We start from the raw sequence: 15,795 nt of genomic DNA on the forward strand, positions 1-15,795 counted from the left end.
CTTGGGGTGCCTGGGTGGGGTGGACATCCGCAGGATACCGGGGCGTTGTGGCGTGGAAATGAGGGCGGGTCCCGACCTTGGAGGTCAGGACCCGAACCGCGCTGCTCCCGGGGAAGGAATCGAACCCTCATTCAATGGACCAAAACCATTTGTCCTGCCATTAGACGACCCGGGATGGTTCGCCCTTTATGCCCGATTTTGCTCATCGGGGCGGCGTGCGGACAACACTATGCCGTACCAGGCGCCTTCGATGCGACGGTACAACTCGGCGCCCTGCAGCACGCGGACGAGCAGACAGCCGTGATAGTCCCCCGCCACGTTCTTCCGATTGGTCTTCGGATGGTGCCTTTTGAGGGAGGTCTTGCCGAAAGCGGTGGCGTCGGCGCCGGTGAGATCCGCCCAGAACCGTTCGGCGGCCGGGACGTCGGCGCTCTCGTGAATGTGCACGTGGAATCGGAGGCGCTCCCGCGGTACGTCCAGCAACTGGAGCCAGGTCAGGAAGACCTCGATCATGCCGGGGTCGCTGTTCACGAAGTCGACTCGCTCCTGGCGGCGGTGCGGCTTGGTCTTGGCCCCCTCTGCCCAGTAGAGGCCGACGCCCAGCAGGAACAGCTCCCGGTCGGAGAGGGTGCCGACTTCGAGGGCGGCCGCCTGCTTCGTCCTTCGCCTCTCCTCTTCGCGTCGCCCCAGGGTGGCCTCCCAGCCCCGTTTGGCGATCGCGGAGGCCTCCTCGCGCGAGCGCTGCCGCTCCGGCCTCGGCAGATCCCGCACCCACACCGAGATCGACCCCTTCGAGCAGCCCAGCTCCAGCTGGATCCGGTCGTACGTGAGGCCCTGGAGCCGTAGCTCTCTCGCCTGTGCGCGGAGGTCGTCCCTGGCGTTCGGCCTGCGGGTCCAGTCCGGCGGCGGTTCGCCCGCGAGGAGGCGGTTGAGGATGTCGTGGTTGTCGATGCGCAGGCGGTCGCGGATCTGTCTGCGGCTCAGTCCCTCCCGCCGTAGGGCGACCGCCTTCTCCCGCAGTCCCTCGAAGTCGCCGTACTTGCCGGTGGGTCCGGCGGCCGTGATCTCGGTCATGTGGCGACCGTCGTCCGGAATGCGGACGTCCGGCCCGGAATCCGGCCCAGTTCAACAGTTCGAGGGATACCGGCAGGTTTCGCTTCCGGTCGAACACGGCGTGTGCTCGATCACCGTGCCGGAAACTCACCGGAAAATCGGGGCGGAACGCCCGTACGCTGGACGGCATGACCACGACGGGGGACGACAGCACCACGGCCGTGACCGGGCCATGGTGGTGGGATCGGTGGCGAGGGGCGGCGCTGGACGCGGGGCTCGCGGCGCTGTCCGCGGCGGAGTGCGGGGCGGAGGGAATCGCCTTCGCGAGGGACTCGGGACTGCCCACCCCGGTGGGGGTCGGCTTCGGCGTGCTCGCGGGCGCCGCACTGCTCGTGCGGCGGCGCTGGCCGATCGCCGTGGTGCTGATATCGATCGCGATCACGCCCGCGCAGATGGGCATTCTGCTGACCGTCGTCGGGCTCTACAGCCTGGCCGCCTCCGAGCTGCCGCGCCGCATCACGGGCGCCCTCGCCGGCATGTCGATGGCGGGCACGCTGATCGTCGCGCTGGTGCGGGCCAACCAGGACATGGCGGAGGGCAGCCCGTCGATCGGCAGTGAGTTCATCCCGTTCTTCGCGGTGACCGCGGCGGTCGGCGTGACCGCGCCGCCGGTGCTCCTCGGGCTGTACGTGGGCGCGCGGCGCCGGCTCGTGGAGGGCATGCGGGAGCGGGCGGACAGTCTGGAGCGTGAGCTGCAGCTGCTGGCCGAGCGCGCGGAGGAGCGGGCGGAGTGGGCGAGGAACGAGGAGCGGACGCGGATCGCCCGCGAGATGCACGACGTGGTGGCGCACCGGGTGAGTCTGATGGTGGTGCACGCGGCGGCGTTGCAGGCGGTGGCGCGCAAGGACCCGGAGAAGGCGGTGAAGAACGCCGCGCTGGTGGGTGACATGGGCCGGCAGGCGCTGACCGAGCTGCGCGAGATGCTCGGGGTGCTGCGGACGGGCGACGGGACGAAGCGGGTGAAGCCGGCGGAGCCGTTGCCGTTGGCGGCGGTGGGGTTCGCGGCGGCCGCGGCGGCGTCGCGTGCGGTGGACGAGGACGGTCCGAGTCTGGCGGAGCTTGACGAGCTGGTGGGGCAGTCGCGTGCGGCGGGCATGGCGGTGGAGCTGTCGGTGGAGGGGGAGCCGCGGGATTACGCGGCGGAGGTGGAGCAGACGGCGTACCGGGTGGTGCAGGAGGCGTTGACCAACGTCCACAAGCACGCGTCGGGCGCGAAGACGTATGTGCGGCTCGCGCACCGCGGTGCGGAGATCGCGATGCAGGTGGAGAACGAGCCGCCGCCGGAGGTGGACTCGGCCGACGCGGGGCTGCCCAGTGGGGGGAACGGCCTGGTGGGGATGAAGGAGCGGGTCACGGGGCTGGGCGGGGTGTTCGTGTCGGGGCCGACGGACGGCGGGGGTTTCCGGGTGTCGGCGGTGCTGCCCGCGGCGGCCGCGGCGGCGGTGGGGTAGCGCGGCGGCCGCGGGGGCGTACGGGGTCAGGTGGCCGGGCCGACCGAGAGGCGGGTGGGCCGGGCGCCGGTGACGAGGGTGGTCAGGGCCTGGTCGATGTGGGCGCCGAGGAACCAGTCGCCGCTGTGGTCGAGGCTGTACACGCGGCCTTCGGTGTCGATGGCGAGCAGCGCCTGGGTGTCGGGCTCCTCGCCGATGGGGCAGACCTCGGTGTCCAGGGCGCGGCCGAGGTCGCCGAGGGTGCGGGCGAGGTGCAGGCCGTACATGGGGTCGAGGTGCACGGTGGCGGGGGCTATCTGGCGGCCGGGGCCCTGGGGGGTGATGTGCAGGCCGCCGAATTCGGCCCAGGCCTCGACGGCCGCGGGGAAGACGGTGTGGCGGTGTCCGGCGGGTGAGGTGTGGCCGCGCAGGGCGTCGGCCCAGATCTCCGCCTGCTTTATGTCCCAGCGGCCGGGTCGCCATCCCGCGGCGCGCAGGGCGGCGTCGACGGGGACGGGCAGGGGGTTCGCGCCCGTCCGGGAGAGGCCGAGGTGCTGGGGGTGTGCGGTGCCGCCGTTGGCCGGTGCGGTGGTCGTGGCGGAGTGGTCGGGGTGCATGGGGTGGCCCTTGTTCGCTCGGTTCGACGCTCGGTCGGGCGGTCGTGGGGGCGGGCGTTCGGTCGGAGGGGTGTGGCCGGTGGGGCGCCGGTCAGGCTTCGGTGGTCGTGGGGTCGACGACCCGTACGCCGAAGTGGGAGGTGAGGGCGGTGCAGGAGCGGCAGGGCTGGGCGAAGCCGCCGTGCAGGGGGTCGCCGTCCTCGCGGATGCGGCGGGTGGTGAGTTTGGCGTGTTTGAGCGCTTTGCGGGCTTCGCCGTTGGTCATGGGTTTGCGGGAGGCGCGCTTGGAGCGGCTCGCGTCGGCCGCCGTGAGGTGGCGGGAGATGAGGATGGCCTCGGCGCAGCGGCCGGTGAAGCGTTCGCGCTGGCCGCTGGTGAGGGTGTCGAGGAAGTCCTGGACGAGCGGGTGGAGGGCGGGGGGTTCCTCGCCGCGGCCCGCGGTGCAGGTGAGGGTGGTCTGGCCGCGTACGGACAGGGCGGCGGCGACGGTGGGCAGGATGCCGTCGCGGCGCTGGCGCAGGACGGGTGCGTGGGCGGCGGTGGCGCTCCAGCCGACGCGTGGGTCGCCGCCGGCCCGGTCGGCCGTCGGGACGGTGCCCGGTCCTGTGGTGCCGGTGTCCGGCGTGTGGCCGGGCAGGCCGCTCTGTGCCGTCTGCATCGTGCTCTTCCCTCCCCCTGCTCGCGGTCGTCACCGCGTGTGCCACGCCCCCGCGTCGCGGGGACAGCCTGCCAAATGGGGCGGGTGGTGCGGAAGCTGGGGCACTGCGACACGCCTGGCTTTCCGTCGGGTTTCGTCGCACGGTGACCGTCCGGTGGCTGGTGGTCATGGAATCGGAGGCCCGGTGACCGGTGTCGTTCTTGCGCATAGGCTGTGTCGACATCGCTGGGCCACGGGCGGTTCCGGGAGCCGGTTCCCGCCGGCCGGTCCGCGCGACAGAACCAGAACCTTCCACAGTGCCGCAGGGGGCAACCGCCATGACGACAGGTCGGCTGGGGCAGCAGTCCGCGCCGAACGCGGCCTACGCCGGGCAGGTCGTGCACTTCCCGGATCCGGTCCGTGCCGCGCGCCACCCCAGAGGGGTGCGGGTGGACGAGCACGGGTATCCGGACTTCTCGGCGTACGCGCGTGCCGCCGCCGAGATCGCCGAGCCTCCGGAGGGTTTCGGTGTCGACGAACTGCGCCTGACGGACTACGTGTCGGCGAACGCGGCGTCGGCGGCGGCCGGTCACGAGCTGTGGGACACGATTCCGGCGGTGGCGACCCCGCACGGCTGGACGTGGCACCACGTGCCGGACAGCCGTCGTCTGGAGCTGGTTCCCGTCGAGGTGAAGGCGTTGCTGCGCCATCACGGCGGGATCGCGACGACGTCGGTGGACCACGACAAGAGGGGTACGCGTCCGCTGCAGGAGACGCGTCCCGCGCACTTCGGTCTGCCGAAGGCGTCGGTGGCGGTCACCGAGCAGCAGGTCCAGGGCGTGGAGGAGGACCTGGGGTACCGGCTGCCGGGCGCCTACCGGTCGTTCCTGAAGGCGGCGGGCGGCTGTGCCCCGGTGGGGGCGGCGCTCGACGCGGAGTTGGGGCTGCTGGTGGACCAGCCGTTCTTCACGGTGCGGGACGAGGCCGCGGTGAACGATCTGGTGTACGTCAACAAGTGTCTGCGCGACCATCTCACCAAGGACTACTTGGGAGTCGGTTTCGTGCAGGGCGGTCTGCTGGCCGTGAAGGTCAAGGGCGACCGGATCGGGTCGGTGTGGTTCTGCGCGTACGACGACGCGCGGGACCAGGACGCGTGGCCGCCGGCCGAGCGGGTGCGGCGGCTGCTGCTGCCGTGCGGTGACGACTTCGACGTGTTCCTGTCCCGGCTGGCGGGCAATCCGCCGGAGCTGGAGACCGTGGCGAACCTGATGGTGGACGGCGGCTTCGCGCAGGCCGTCCGCGTGTCCTCGGGTGAGGAGTGACGTGGCGATGGTGACTTTCGCGCAGGCGCAGGAGCGCGCCGAGGAATGGATCAACGGCGATGTGCCGGGCTATCAGCACCGTGAGGTGCGGGTCCGGGAGTTCGACCTGGGTTTCGTGGTGTGGGCGGAGGACCGGGAGAACGGTCCGGTCTCGGACGGCGGCGGGCAGCGGCTCGTGATCGCGCGGGACAGCGGCGACGCGACGCTGTGGCCCGGCCTCGCGGTGGGTGAGGTGATCCGCCGGTACGAGGAGGAGTACGGCCTGCCGGACGTGGGGCCGCAGGACGCGGCGCCGGCGCCGCCGGAGCGGGTCGACCTGAACCAGACGTCGTTCCTGCTGACGCCGCCGGAATGGCTCCAGGAGGCGGCGGACAAGCTGGGGATTCCGGACCGGCGGTCGGAGAGCGCGTCCGCGTCTGCGTCTGCGACTTCTGCGTCAGCGGGTGCAGATGCAGGGCCGGGCGCGTCCGCGGGTTCGGGGGCCGAGGCATCGGTGGACGCTTCCTTCGACGGGGCCGCGGGCGCCGGGAGTTCGGCTCCGCGGACTCCTTCGCCTCCTCCGGCGCCCGGGACGCCCGCCGCTCCGGGTGGCGGTACGCCGTGGCCCGTGGCCGGGGGTGCGCCCGAGAGTGCCGACAGCCTGCCGGCGACCTCGCCGGGCGCGCCCGCGGGGGCGACTCCGTGGGCCGGTACGGACACCAACGCCGAGGGGGGCGAGGACCATTCGGTGCCGCTGCCCGCCACGGTGTTCGCGCCGCCGCTGGCCGGGTTCGACGAGGACGACACGCCGACTCCGGGTGTCGCTCCCGAGGCCAAGACGGCGCTGATGCACGGGGGCAGCGGGCTTCCCGCGACGTCGATCGCACCGGCTCTGGACGCGTCGGCGCCGGGTGCGCCCGGGGCTCCCGCCGGCCCTGTTCCGGGTGCTCCCGTGCCCGCCGGTCCGCCGCCGAACGCGCCGCGGCCGCCCGCGAGTTCGCCCGCGCCCGCGGCGCCGGGCGGTCCTGACGCCTCCGCGTACGGGTACCCGCAGGGGCCCGGTGTTCCGGGCGGTGCCGGTGACATCGCCGAGGCCGTCACGAGCAAGGCGGACGGCCCGCCGCGCGGGCCCCGGGCGAGCGGTGCGGGGACGCCGCCGCCTCCCGCCCCGCCCGCCCCGCCCGCCGGGAGTACGCCGCCGCCCTCGGGGCCCGGCGCTCCCGGTACCCCTGCCGGTGGTTACGTACCGACCCAGCTCGTCTCCTCGCTCGGTCCCGGCGGACCGCAGCCGCCCGCGGGGCCGCCGGCTCCGGAGGCCCCCGCGGCTCCGGGGGCGCCTCAGCCTCCTCATGCGCCCGGTGCGCCGGGTACGCCTCCTGGCGGTGTGCACCACGCGGCGACGATGCTGGCCGACCCGAGCATGGGGGGCGCCGGTGGCGTGAAGCCGCCCGGTGCGCCGCAGCCGCCCGGCCCGCCCGGTGCTCCTGGCGCCCCGCAGCCGCCCGGCCCGCCCGGTGCGCCGGGCACGCCTCCTGGTGGTGTCCATCACGCGGCGACGATGCTGGCCGACCCGAGCATGGGCGGCGGCCTGAAGCCGCCGGGTGCTCCCGGCGCCCCCGGTGCCCCGCAGCCTCCTGGTCCGCCCGGTGCTCCGGGCGCTCCCGCTCCCGCCGCCCCCGGCACCCCGCCGCCCCCGGGCGGCGGCGTGCACCACGCCGCGACGATGCTGGCCGGTCCCGCGGTCGGCGGTCCGGGTGCGCCCGGCATGCCGCCGCCCCCGGCCCCGGCGCCGGGGCGGCCCGGTCCCGGCATGCCCCCGGGCGGTCAGCCGTACGGCTATCCGCAGCCGCCCGTGGGCCAGCCGACGGTCGGCCCCGGCTACCAGGCCGTGCTGCGCTTCCGTGCGGCCGACGGCTCCGAGCAGCAGGTCATCCGGCGCTCGGCGCCCGGTACACCGCACCCGGAGTGGCAGATCCTGCACGAGCTGCGCGGCATGAACGTGCCGCCGCAGCAGGTCCTGGAACTCCACACCGAGCTGGAGTCGTGCGAGCTGCCGGGCGCGTACTGCGCCCGCATGATCCGCGAGACCTGGCCGCAGGCGCGGATCACGTCCATCGCGCCGTACGGCAGGGACCACGCGTCCCGTCAGCAGGGCATGCAGCAGCTCCTGGCGCACCAGGGCGAGTTGCACCAGGTGGCGGACGGTCCCGCCCGGCCGGCGCCGGTGCGTGCCCCGCTGCAGCAGATGCCGCCCGCCCCGGCGATTCCGCCGGAGGGCGTCGCGCAGGAACTGGCCGCGGCCTTCGGTCCCGCGCTCTTCCGCTTCGATCAGCGTGCGGTGTCGCGGCAGGGCGTGCCGGACATCGTGGCGCACACGCTCGTGGTGGCGGGTCTGCCCGTCGACTTCGGGCCGTTCTTCTGGGCGCAGGCCCAGCCGGGGCGGCCGGTGCCGACGCTGGCGGAGCTGGCGCAGGAGCGGGGGGTGCAGCCGGCGTCGGACGCGGGCTCGTACCTGGTGATGGGCAGCGACTTCGGGCGTGCGCTCTGTGTCCAGTACGGGACGGCGAACATCGTGGCCGTGCCGGTGGAGGCGGGTCCCGGCGGTGCGCCGGTGCCGCCGCAGTTCGTGAACACGGGGCTGCCCGAGTTCGCGCGGTGCATGGCGCTGCTCGGCCGGATGTGGCGGCTGCGCTTCGGGCTCAACCAGGAGCAGGCGGGCCGCTGGACCGTCGACTTCCAGAACCAGCTGGCCGCGCTCGACCCGGCGGCGCTCGCGTCGCCGGAGAGCTGGTGGTCGGTGCTCCTGGAGCAGATGTGGGACGGGCTGCTGTAGCCCGGACCTGCCCGGCCTGCCGGGCCTGTCTCCAGGAGGAGAAGGCGCAGGTGGAGGCGCCCGTCCCGTTCCCCGGGGCGGGCGCCTCCGTCGTGCGGGCTGGCCCATATGGGGCCCCGGGCGGCAGCAATGTCACCCCGATTCCGACTTCTGGCGCCAATTGACGCATCCTTGACCGGGTGGAGTGGGCGGAGTGTCGCGTTATGAGCGCTTCCGCTTGATCCATCAAGATGTGCGCCAATCGCGTTGTCCGCGCGTGGTACGTCGGAGAGGGGATCCAAGGATGAGCAGCAGCGGTGCATCGTCGTCGCCGCACGGCTTCGTCGCCGTGCGGGGGCGCGGATACCGTCCCGAACAGGTGGAGGCGTACGCCGCCGCGCTCTCCCACGAGCGGGACGGGGCGTGGGAGCGTGCGGCCCGGCTGACCGTCCTGGCCAAGGAGATGGAGGCGGAGGCCGAGCACCTGCGGGACGTGGTGTCGCGGCTCGCCCCCCAGACGTACGAGACGCTGGGCGAGCGGGCCCGGCAGATCCTGACGCTCGCCGAGACCGAGTCCGAGGCCGTGCGCGAGGCCGCCCGTGCCGAGGCGCAGGCGGTGACGGAGGCGGCGCAGGCCGGGGCGCGGGAGGTACGGGAGGCCGCGCGCGCGTACGCCGATGAGGTCGGCGAGGACGCGGAGGAGCGGGCGAGGCAGCGGCTCCTCGCGGACCGGGCCACGGCCGACGAGGCGCGGGTCTCGGCCCGGCGCGACGTGAAGGCGTGGCGCGGTGAGGCGCTGGCCGCGCTGCGCGAGATGCGGGAGCGGTGCGAGGGACTGCTCGCCGAGCAGGAGAAGGAGCAGGCGGAGCGGTGGGAGGCCGTCGAGCGCGAGGCGGCCGAGCGGGAGGCGGTGTCGGACGCGCGGGACGCGGAACGGGTGGCCGCCGCCGAGGCGCGCCTCTCGGAGGCCAAGCGGGCCTTCGCGGAGGCGGAGGAGTCGGCGAGGCACCGCCAGGAGGACGCGGAGGCGCGGGGCGCCGAGCTGGTCGCGGAGGCGGTCGTGACGGAGGAGCGGCTGGCCCGCGAGACGGAACGGGTGCTGCGCGAGCACGGCGAGGAGTGGGACGAGGTACGGGCCCACATGAACCACGTACGCAGCAGCCTGGCCACCCTGACCGGCCGGGCCCCGGCAGAGGAAACCCCGTAGCCCCCACCCGGGCACAGGGACGGCGGGCGGCGGCCTCTCAGGAGCGCGGGGCCCGGCACGACAAGCCACACCGATCCCGCACCCGCCCACCCCCGGCCCCCGCGGCGGCGGGCGGTTCTTGAGGGGCGCGGGGCTCGGCGCGACAAGCCACGACAAACCCGCACCCGCCCACCCCCGGCTTCCACGGTGGCGGGTGGTCTTTGAGGGGCGCGGGGAACGGCGCGACAAGCCACGACAAACCCGCACCCGAACACCCCCGGCCCCCCGGCGGCAGACGGTCCTGAGGGGCGCGGCCTCCGCGGGGGAGGCCCGCCCCGGCCCGGTCAGGCCCCTGCCAAGGCCCACTCAGCCCAGCTCGGGCAGGATCCCCCCGGGCCCGCCGTCCTCAAGGATCCCGCGGAAGGCGGCCCGCATCGCGTCGACCCCGCCGACCGGTACGACGACGAGGTCCGGGCACTGGAAGAACGCGCCGCCCGCACACTCCCCGGTCCGCTGCCAGCGGTCCATGACCGCGGCGATCTCGCGGGGCGTCATGAAGGTGGCGCTCCACCGCGTGCCGTCGGGCAGGCGGAGTTCGGCGTCGACGTTCTCGACGTCCTCGGCCCGGTCGTCCGCCCCCAGCATGAACAGGGCCGTGAAGCGGTCGTCCTCGACCAAGAGGTACGGGTCACTTTCCATAGAGCTGCTTCAGCCTCGCAATCACCGAGGGGTCCTTGAGCTCGGCGAGCTTCGGTTTGCCCAGCGCCTCCAACTCGGTGTCCAGCGCCTTGAACCGGGCGCCGTGGTCCTTCATCACCGACTGCGTCCCGTAGAGGAACAGAGCGGTGCCCACACCGGCGACCAGGGCCTTGCGGGTGAACTCCCGCAGGCAGCCGGCCCTCTCGACGAGCCCCAGGTCGTCGCACTGCGCGTAGTGGGAGATCCGCTCGGCGATCTCGATGAGGCTCGGTGGCTTCTGCTCGGCGGCGAACGCCGTGCCGCCCGCCGCGACGGCCGAGGTGAACGAGAGGGACAACGAGAGGGACAGGGCGGTCACTGCCGTGACCGGCCTGGTGGTTCTGTGGCGCATGCGTTCCTTGGTCATGGGGGCACGGCGCCCATGACGATGTGACCCCCCGAGTCATTTCTGACGGGTACCCGTCAGAGTTACCGGCACGTACAGTAACAGCACTACATCCTGCAATGTCTAGTTTTCACTCATCAAATCCGCACAGGGGACGGTGCGTACGGTAGTGGAGCGGGCTCAGTCGGAGTGCTGGGTGGGGGACAACTGGTCCTGCTGTACGCCAAGTTGGGTCTCCTGGAGGATCGGGAAGCGGCGTGGGGCCAGGAGGAGCAGGGCCGCGAGGGCGAGGACGGCGGCGCAGACCGCGCCGAGGTAGACCGAGTCGACCGCCGCGTCGACGGCGCGGCGCAGGGGCTCCGGGTCGGTCACGGAGCCGGGGTCGTCCAGGATGCGGGCCACCGAGTCCAGGGAGCCGGAGCCGCCGAGCCGCGCGCTCAGCACGCCGTTGGCCACCGCGCCGAAAAGGGCCGCACCCAGGGTCTGACCGATCTGGCGGCAGAAGAGGACGGACGCGGTGGCCGTGCCGCGCTCGGCCCAGCCGACGGTGGACTGGACGCCGACGATCAGGGGGAGTTGGAAGAGGCCGAGGGCGGCGCCGAGCAGCAGCATGAGCAGGGCGGGCTGCCAGGCGGACCCGGGGTAGGGCAGCAGGGGGAAGGAGAAGAGGATCAGCGCGGCCGCGCAGATGCCGACGACGGCGGTGTTGCGGAAGCCGATCCTGCGGTAGACGTGCTGGCTGAGGGCGGCCGAGACGGGCCAGCTCAGCGTCATCACGGAGAGCACGAACCCCGCGGCGACGGGGGCGAGTCCGAGGACGGACTGGGCGTAGGTGGGCAGGAAGACGGTGGGCGCGACCATCAGGAGGCCGAGCGCGCCGAGGGCGAGGTTGACGGCGGCGATGGTGGGGCGGCGCCAGACCCAGCCGGGGATGATCGGTTCCGCCGCCCGGCGTTCGATGACGACGACCGCGGCGATCAGCGCCACGCCGCCGCCGAAGAGCGCGAGGGAGGGTGCCGACAGCCAGTCCCAGGCGACACCGCCCTGCACGAGCGCGGTCAGGAGCGTGCCGCCGCAGGCGAAGACGGCGAGCGCGCCGGGCCAGTCGACGCGGCCGCGCGGGACGGCCGCGCGTGCGGGTTCGTGGAGGTGGCGCACGATCAGCCAGAGCGCGAGCGACCCGATGGGCAGGTTGATGAGGAAGATCCAGCGCCAGTCGGCGTACGAGGCGATGAGGCCGCCGAGCGCCGGTCCCGCGACGGCCGAGGTGGCCCACACCGTCGACAACTTCGCCTGGATCTTGGGGCGTTCCTTGAGCGGGTACAGGTCGGCGGCGAGGGTCTGCACGGTGCCCTGGACGGCGCCGCCGCCCAGGCCCTGGACGACGCGGAAGGCGATGAGCGACTCCATGTTCCAGGCGAACGCGCAGAGCGTGGAGCCGAGCAGGAACAGGACGCAGCCCGCGATGAGGACGGGCTTGCGGCCGAAGGTGTCGGAGAGCTTGCCGTAGACGGGCAGGGTGACGGTGGCCGCGAGGAGGTACCCGGAGAAGAGCCAGGAGAAGATCGAGAAGCCGCCGAGGGAGCCCACGATCTGGGGGACGGCGGTGGAGACGATGGTGGAGTCGACGGCGGCCAGCGCCATGGCCAGCATGAGCGCGGCGACGACCGCGCCCCTGCCGCGTATCGCGTCCTGGGTGCGTGTCGCGTCGTGGATCCCCACGGAACGTCCTTCCCCCGGCAACCGGTTGCTGCGGGCCACTTTCTCACCCCGCGGGGGTGGAGGGCAGGGTGGAGCCGACCCTGAGTTGATCTCCACCGGCGGGTGGAGATCCCCTAGGGGTACCTCCGTACAACGGACTGGGGAGCGTTCGTCCCGCCGGAGGATGAGACGGGCCGGGGGCGGTCCTTAGATTGTCCTTACGAGCCGGGCACGGGGCCGGCTCGGACAACCACACCGACGGGGGTGGGGTTTTCCCCCGGAAAAGACTGCGCTGAGCACCAGCGCGCCGGACCCCTTCGCGACCGGAGACTGAGAGCGCGAAGAACGCACCGCACCGCACCGCGAGCGCGACGCGCACCCGGACCGCACCACACGTATCCGCAGCACCGCACGCACCTGACGTACCGCACCGCACGCACCTGACCCACCGCGCGGCCGACGCACCGCGCACACCTGACACTTCGCATGACCGACATAGGAGAAAAACCGTGACAACGGCTGTGACCACACCCAGGCACGGGGGCACTGGAGGGCGTACGGCCGTGGCGGCACGGGCACGCCAGGTCGTGAAGGCGTACGGCAGCGGGGAGACCCGCGTCGTCGCGCTCGACCACATCGACGTGGACATCGCCCGCGGGCAGTTCACCGCGATCATGGGCCCCTCCGGCTCCGGAAAGTCCACCCTGATGCACTGCCTCGCCGGCCTCGACACGGTCAGCAGCGGGCAGATCCACCTCGACGAGACCGAGATCACCGGCCTCAAGGACAAGAAGCTCACGCGGCTGCGCCGGGACCGGATCGGCTTCATCTTCCAGGCGTTCAACCTCCTGCCCACGCTGAACGCCATCGAGAACATCACGCTCCCGATGGACATCGCGGGCCGCAAGCCCGACCGGGTCTGGCTCGACCAGGTCGTGGAGACCGTGGGCCTCGCCGGGCGCCTCAAGCACCGCCCCACCGAGCTCTCCGGCGGCCAGCAGCAGCGCGTCGCCGTGGCCCGTGCGCTCGCCTCCCGGCCCGAGATCATCTTCGGTGACGAGCCGACGGGAAACCTCGACTCCCGTGCGGGGGCAGAGGTGTTGGGCTTCCTGCGCCGCTCGGTGACCGAGCTCGGCCAGACCATCGTGATGGTCACCCACGACCCGGTCGCCGCCTCCTACGCGGACCGCGTGCTGTACCTCGCCGACGGCCGGATCGTCGACGAGATGCACCACCCGACCGCCGACCAGGTCCTCGACCGCATGAAGTCCTTCGACGCGCGGGGGCGCACGTCATGACCGTCCTCAAGACCTCGATGCGCAACTTCTTCGCGCACAAGGGCCGCATGGCGCTCTCCGCGGTGGCCGTCGTTCTCTCGGTGGCGTTCGTCTGCGGCACGCTCGTCTTCTCCGACACCATGAGCACGACCTTCGACAAGCTCTTCGCGGCGACCTCCGCGGACGTCACGGTCACCCCCAAGTCCGCCGAGGACGCGGGTGACGCGCCCCGCAGCGGCCGGCCCGAGTCCCTGCCCGCCTCGGTCGTCCGGCAGGCCGCCGAGGCCCGGGGCGTGAAGTCCGCCGAGGGCGCGGTCAGCAGCCAGAGCGTGACCGTCGTCAACGCCGAGAACAAGAACATGGGCCCCACCAACGGCGGCCCGACCATCGCCGGCAACTGGACGCACAACGACCTGCGTTCGATGGACATCACCTCCGGCCACCGTCCGCGCGGCCCCACCGAGGTGATGATCGACGCCGACACCGCGGACAAGCACCACCTCAAGATCGGTGACGAGCTGCGCACCATCGCCGCCACCGGCGACCACACCGCGAAGATCTCCGGCATCGCCACCTTCAAGGTGACCAACCCCGGCGCGGCCATCGTCTACTTCGACACCGCCACCTCCCAGCGCGAACTCCTCGGCGCCACCGGCCGGTTCACGCACGTCAACCTCACCGCGGAGGCGGGTGTCAGCGACAGCCGGCTCAAGGCGGACGTCGCCACGGTCCTGGACCGGCTGAACAAGGGCGACAAGGCCGCCTACGACGTCAAGACGCAGAAGGAGGCCGCGGACGACAACCGCGACTCCGTCGGCAGCTTCCTCGACGTCATGAAGTACGCGATGCTCGGCTTCGCCGGGATCGCCTTCCTCGTCGGCATCTTCCTCATCATCAACACCTTCTCGATGCTGGTCGCCCAGCGCACCCGCGAGATCGGCCTGATGCGGGCCATCGGCTCCAGCCGCAAGCAGGTCAACCGCTCCGTGCTCGTCGAGGCGCTGCTGCTCGGCGTGTTCGGCTCGGTGCTCGGCGTCGGCGCGGGCATCGGCCTCGCCGTCGGCCTGATGAAGCTCATGTCCGGCATGGGCATGGAACTGTCCACCGGCGACCTCACCGTCAACTGGACCACCCCCGTCATCGGCATGGTCCTCGGCATCGTCGTCACCGTCCTCGCCGCCTACCTCCCCGCACGCCGGGCCGGCAAGGTCTCGCCGATGGCCGCGCTGCGCGACGCGGGCACCCCGGCCGACGGCAGGGCGAGCGCGCTGCGCGCCGTCATCGGCCTGGTCCTGACCGGCGCGGGCGGCTACGGCCTCTACACCGCGTCGCAGGCCGACAAGGCGAGCGAGGGCTCGCTCTTCCTGGGCGGCGGCGTCGTCCTGACCCTCGTCGGCTTCGTCGTCATCGGCCCGGTGCTCGCCTCCGGCGTGGTCCGCGTCATCAGCGTGCTGCTGCTGCGGATGTTCGGCCCGGTCGGGCGGATGGCCGAGCGCAACGCGCTGCGCAACCCGCGCCGCACCGGCGCCACCGGCGCGGCCCTGATGATCGGCCTCGCGCTGGTCGCCTGCCTCTCCGTGGTCGGCTCCTCGATGGTCGCATCGGCCACCGACGAGCTCGACAAGTCGGTCGGCGCGGACTTCATCGTCCAGCCCACCCAGCCCGGCATCTCCATCACCGAGAAGGCGGCACAGTCCCTGGGCAAGGCCGACCACATCTCCCACATCACCCGCTACAAGCAGATCAACGCGGACATGACGACGCCCGCGGGCAAGACCGTCGACGGTGTCGGCCTGAGCGCCGCCGACCCGTCCTACGCCACCGACCTGCGCCGCGAGACGACCGCGGGCAAGCTGTCCGCCGCCTACGGCCCGAACGCGATGTCGGTCGGCGACGAGTTCGCCCGGAAGCACCACCTGAAGGTCGGCGACGAGCTGAGGATCGCCTTCGAGCACGGCAGGACGGCGAAGCTGAAACTGGCGGCGATCACGTCGGACGACACGTCGGTCGACAAGGGCTCGATGTACCTCAACATCACGACGATGGAGCGGTACGTCCCGGCCGACCGGATCCCGCAGAACGACATGATGTTCGCCTCGGCCGACAAGGGCCGGGAGAAGGCCGCGTACGCCTCGCTGAAGGACTCCCTGGAGGCCTACCCGCAGTACAAGGTGATGGACCAGACCGACTTCAAGCAGACGCTGAAGGACCAGGTCGGCCAGCTCCTGAACATGGTCTACGGCCTGCTGGGCCTCGCGATCATCGTCGCGATCCTCGGAGTGGTGAACACGCTGGCCCTCTCGGTGGTGGAGCGCACCCGTGAGATCGGCCTGATGCGGGCGATCGGTCTCTCCCGCCGCCAGCTGCGCCGCATGATCCGCATGGAGTCGGTGGTCATCGCCCTCTTCGGCGCGCTCCTCGGCCTCGGCCTCGGGATGGGCTGGGGGGCCACGGCCCAGAAGCTCCTGGCGCTGGAGGGCCTGAAGGTCCTGGAGATCCCGTGGCCGACGATCATCGCGGTCTTCGTGGGATCGGCGTTCGTGGGCCTGTTCGCCGCACTGGTCCCGGCCTTCCGGGCCGGCCGGATGAACGTCCTCAACGCCATCGCCACCGAATAGCCACTGCGACGGGGGAACG

Annotated in this window: 12 protein-coding genes and 1 tRNA gene; 6 read left to right on the forward strand and 7 right to left on the reverse strand. The window is 72.6% G+C overall.

Going from position 1 to position 15,795, the window contains the following annotated elements; translation table 11 throughout:
* Nucleotides 1–104: 104 nt before the first annotated feature.
* Both ACZ592_RS19900 and ACZ592_RS19905 read right to left on the reverse strand, forming a co-directional pair.
* Nucleotides 105–175, reverse strand: a tRNA-Gln gene (locus ACZ592_RS19900).
* Between the two features lie 11 nt (nucleotides 176–186).
* Nucleotides 187–1,074 (reverse strand): hypothetical protein, encoded by an 888-nt coding sequence (locus tag ACZ592_RS19905; RefSeq protein WP_471582876.1) that lies wholly within the window; start codon nucleotides 1,072–1,074, stop codon nucleotides 187–189.
* Between the two features lie 167 nt (nucleotides 1,075–1,241).
* Here ACZ592_RS19905 and ACZ592_RS19910 point away from each other — a divergent pair, with 167 nt between their 5' ends.
* Nucleotides 1,242–2,564: a sensor histidine kinase gene (locus tag ACZ592_RS19910; RefSeq protein WP_471582877.1), complete on the forward strand. Its 1,323-nt coding sequence runs from the start codon at nucleotides 1,242–1,244 to the stop codon at nucleotides 2,562–2,564.
* A 26-nt stretch (nucleotides 2,565–2,590) separates the two neighbouring features.
* Here ACZ592_RS19910 and ACZ592_RS19915 read toward each other — a convergent pair whose 3' ends face one another.
* Nucleotides 2,591–3,160, reverse strand: a complete 570-nt coding sequence (locus tag ACZ592_RS19915; RefSeq protein WP_471582878.1) for an SUKH-3 domain-containing protein — start codon at nucleotides 3,158–3,160, stop codon at nucleotides 2,591–2,593.
* 91 nt (nucleotides 3,161–3,251) lie between these two features.
* Nucleotides 3,252–3,818 carry a YwqJ-related putative deaminase gene (locus ACZ592_RS19920; protein WP_471582879.1) on the reverse strand — a complete coding sequence of 189 codons (567 nt, stop codon included), beginning with the start codon at nucleotides 3,816–3,818 and terminating at the stop codon, nucleotides 3,252–3,254.
* Nucleotides 3,819–4,135: 317 nt separating this feature from the next.
* On the opposite strand from ACZ592_RS19920, the gene ACZ592_RS19925 reads away from it, so the two are divergent.
* From ACZ592_RS19925 to ACZ592_RS19935, 3 genes are all read left to right on the forward strand, one after another.
* A complete protein-coding gene (locus ACZ592_RS19925) occupies nucleotides 4,136–5,119 on the forward strand; it encodes an SMI1/KNR4 family protein (RefSeq protein ID WP_471582880.1) in 984 nt (327 codons plus the stop codon).
* Between the two features lie 7 nt (nucleotides 5,120–5,126).
* Nucleotides 5,127–7,931 (forward strand): SUKH-4 family immunity protein, encoded by a 2,805-nt coding sequence (locus ACZ592_RS19930; protein ID WP_471582881.1) that lies wholly within the window; start codon nucleotides 5,127–5,129, stop codon nucleotides 7,929–7,931.
* Nucleotides 7,932–8,214: 283 nt separating this feature from the next.
* On the forward strand, nucleotides 8,215–9,117 hold the full coding sequence (locus ACZ592_RS19935; RefSeq protein ID WP_471582882.1) for a cellulose-binding protein: 903 nt from the start codon (nucleotides 8,215–8,217) through the stop codon (nucleotides 9,115–9,117).
* 345 nt (nucleotides 9,118–9,462) lie between these two features.
* Here the strand turns inward: ACZ592_RS19935 and ACZ592_RS19940 are convergent, their stop codons facing one another.
* The 3 genes from ACZ592_RS19940 to ACZ592_RS19950 all read right to left on the reverse strand — a co-directional run bounded on the left by ACZ592_RS19940 (nucleotide 9,463) and on the right by ACZ592_RS19950 (nucleotide 11,902).
* Nucleotides 9,463–9,795: a hypothetical protein gene (locus ACZ592_RS19940; RefSeq protein ID WP_471582883.1), complete on the reverse strand. Its 333-nt coding sequence runs from the start codon at nucleotides 9,793–9,795 to the stop codon at nucleotides 9,463–9,465.
* The gene (locus tag ACZ592_RS19945; protein WP_471582884.1) at nucleotides 9,785–10,186 is read right to left on the reverse strand and encodes a hypothetical protein; all 402 of its coding nucleotides are present in this window, start codon (nucleotides 10,184–10,186) and stop codon (nucleotides 9,785–9,787) included. The genes ACZ592_RS19940 and ACZ592_RS19945 overlap by 11 nt, the downstream gene beginning before the upstream one ends.
* Before the next feature lie 174 nt (nucleotides 10,187–10,360).
* Complete coding sequence (locus ACZ592_RS19950; protein WP_471582885.1) at nucleotides 10,361–11,902, reverse strand: MFS transporter; 1,542 nt, start codon at nucleotides 11,900–11,902, stop codon at nucleotides 10,361–10,363.
* A 488-nt stretch (nucleotides 11,903–12,390) separates the two neighbouring features.
* On the opposite strand from ACZ592_RS19950, the gene ACZ592_RS19955 reads away from it, so the two are divergent.
* Complete coding sequence (locus ACZ592_RS19955; RefSeq protein ID WP_471582886.1) at nucleotides 12,391–13,179, forward strand: ABC transporter ATP-binding protein; 789 nt, start codon at nucleotides 12,391–12,393, stop codon at nucleotides 13,177–13,179.
* Entirely contained in the window at nucleotides 13,176–15,776 is a 2,601-nt protein-coding gene (locus ACZ592_RS19960; RefSeq protein WP_471582887.1) for an ABC transporter permease, read from the forward strand. Before ACZ592_RS19955 ends, ACZ592_RS19960 begins: the two co-directional genes overlap by 4 nt.
* Nucleotides 15,777–15,795 lie beyond the last annotated feature (19 nt).

The sequence above is a fragment of the Streptomyces sp. NPDC040622 genome (assembly GCF_055593965.1).

What these genes read in the sequence shown, in the direction of transcription:
- ACZ592_RS19905 (WP_471582876.1), bottom strand. Translation starts at nt 1,074, where the DNA reads ATGACCGAGATCACGGCCGCCGGACCCACCGGCAAGTACGGCGACTTC.
- ACZ592_RS19910 (WP_471582877.1), top strand. Translation starts at nt 1,242, where the DNA reads ATGACCACGACGGGGGACGACAGCACCACGGCCGTGACCGGGCCATGG.
- ACZ592_RS19915 (WP_471582878.1), bottom strand. Translation starts at nt 3,160, where the DNA reads ATGCACCCCGACCACTCCGCCACGACCACCGCACCGGCCAACGGCGGC.
- ACZ592_RS19920 (WP_471582879.1), bottom strand. Translation starts at nt 3,818, where the DNA reads ATGCAGACGGCACAGAGCGGCCTGCCCGGCCACACGCCGGACACCGGC.
- ACZ592_RS19925 (WP_471582880.1), top strand. Translation starts at nt 4,136, where the DNA reads ATGACGACAGGTCGGCTGGGGCAGCAGTCCGCGCCGAACGCGGCCTAC.
- ACZ592_RS19930 (WP_471582881.1), top strand. Translation starts at nt 5,127, where the DNA reads ATGGTGACTTTCGCGCAGGCGCAGGAGCGCGCCGAGGAATGGATCAAC.
- ACZ592_RS19935 (WP_471582882.1), top strand. Translation starts at nt 8,215, where the DNA reads ATGAGCAGCAGCGGTGCATCGTCGTCGCCGCACGGCTTCGTCGCCGTG.
- ACZ592_RS19940 (WP_471582883.1), bottom strand. Translation starts at nt 9,795, where the DNA reads ATGGAAAGTGACCCGTACCTCTTGGTCGAGGACGACCGCTTCACGGCC.
- ACZ592_RS19945 (WP_471582884.1), bottom strand. Translation starts at nt 10,186, where the DNA reads ATGCGCCACAGAACCACCAGGCCGGTCACGGCAGTGACCGCCCTGTCC.
- ACZ592_RS19960 (WP_471582887.1), top strand. Translation starts at nt 13,176, where the DNA reads ATGACCGTCCTCAAGACCTCGATGCGCAACTTCTTCGCGCACAAGGGC.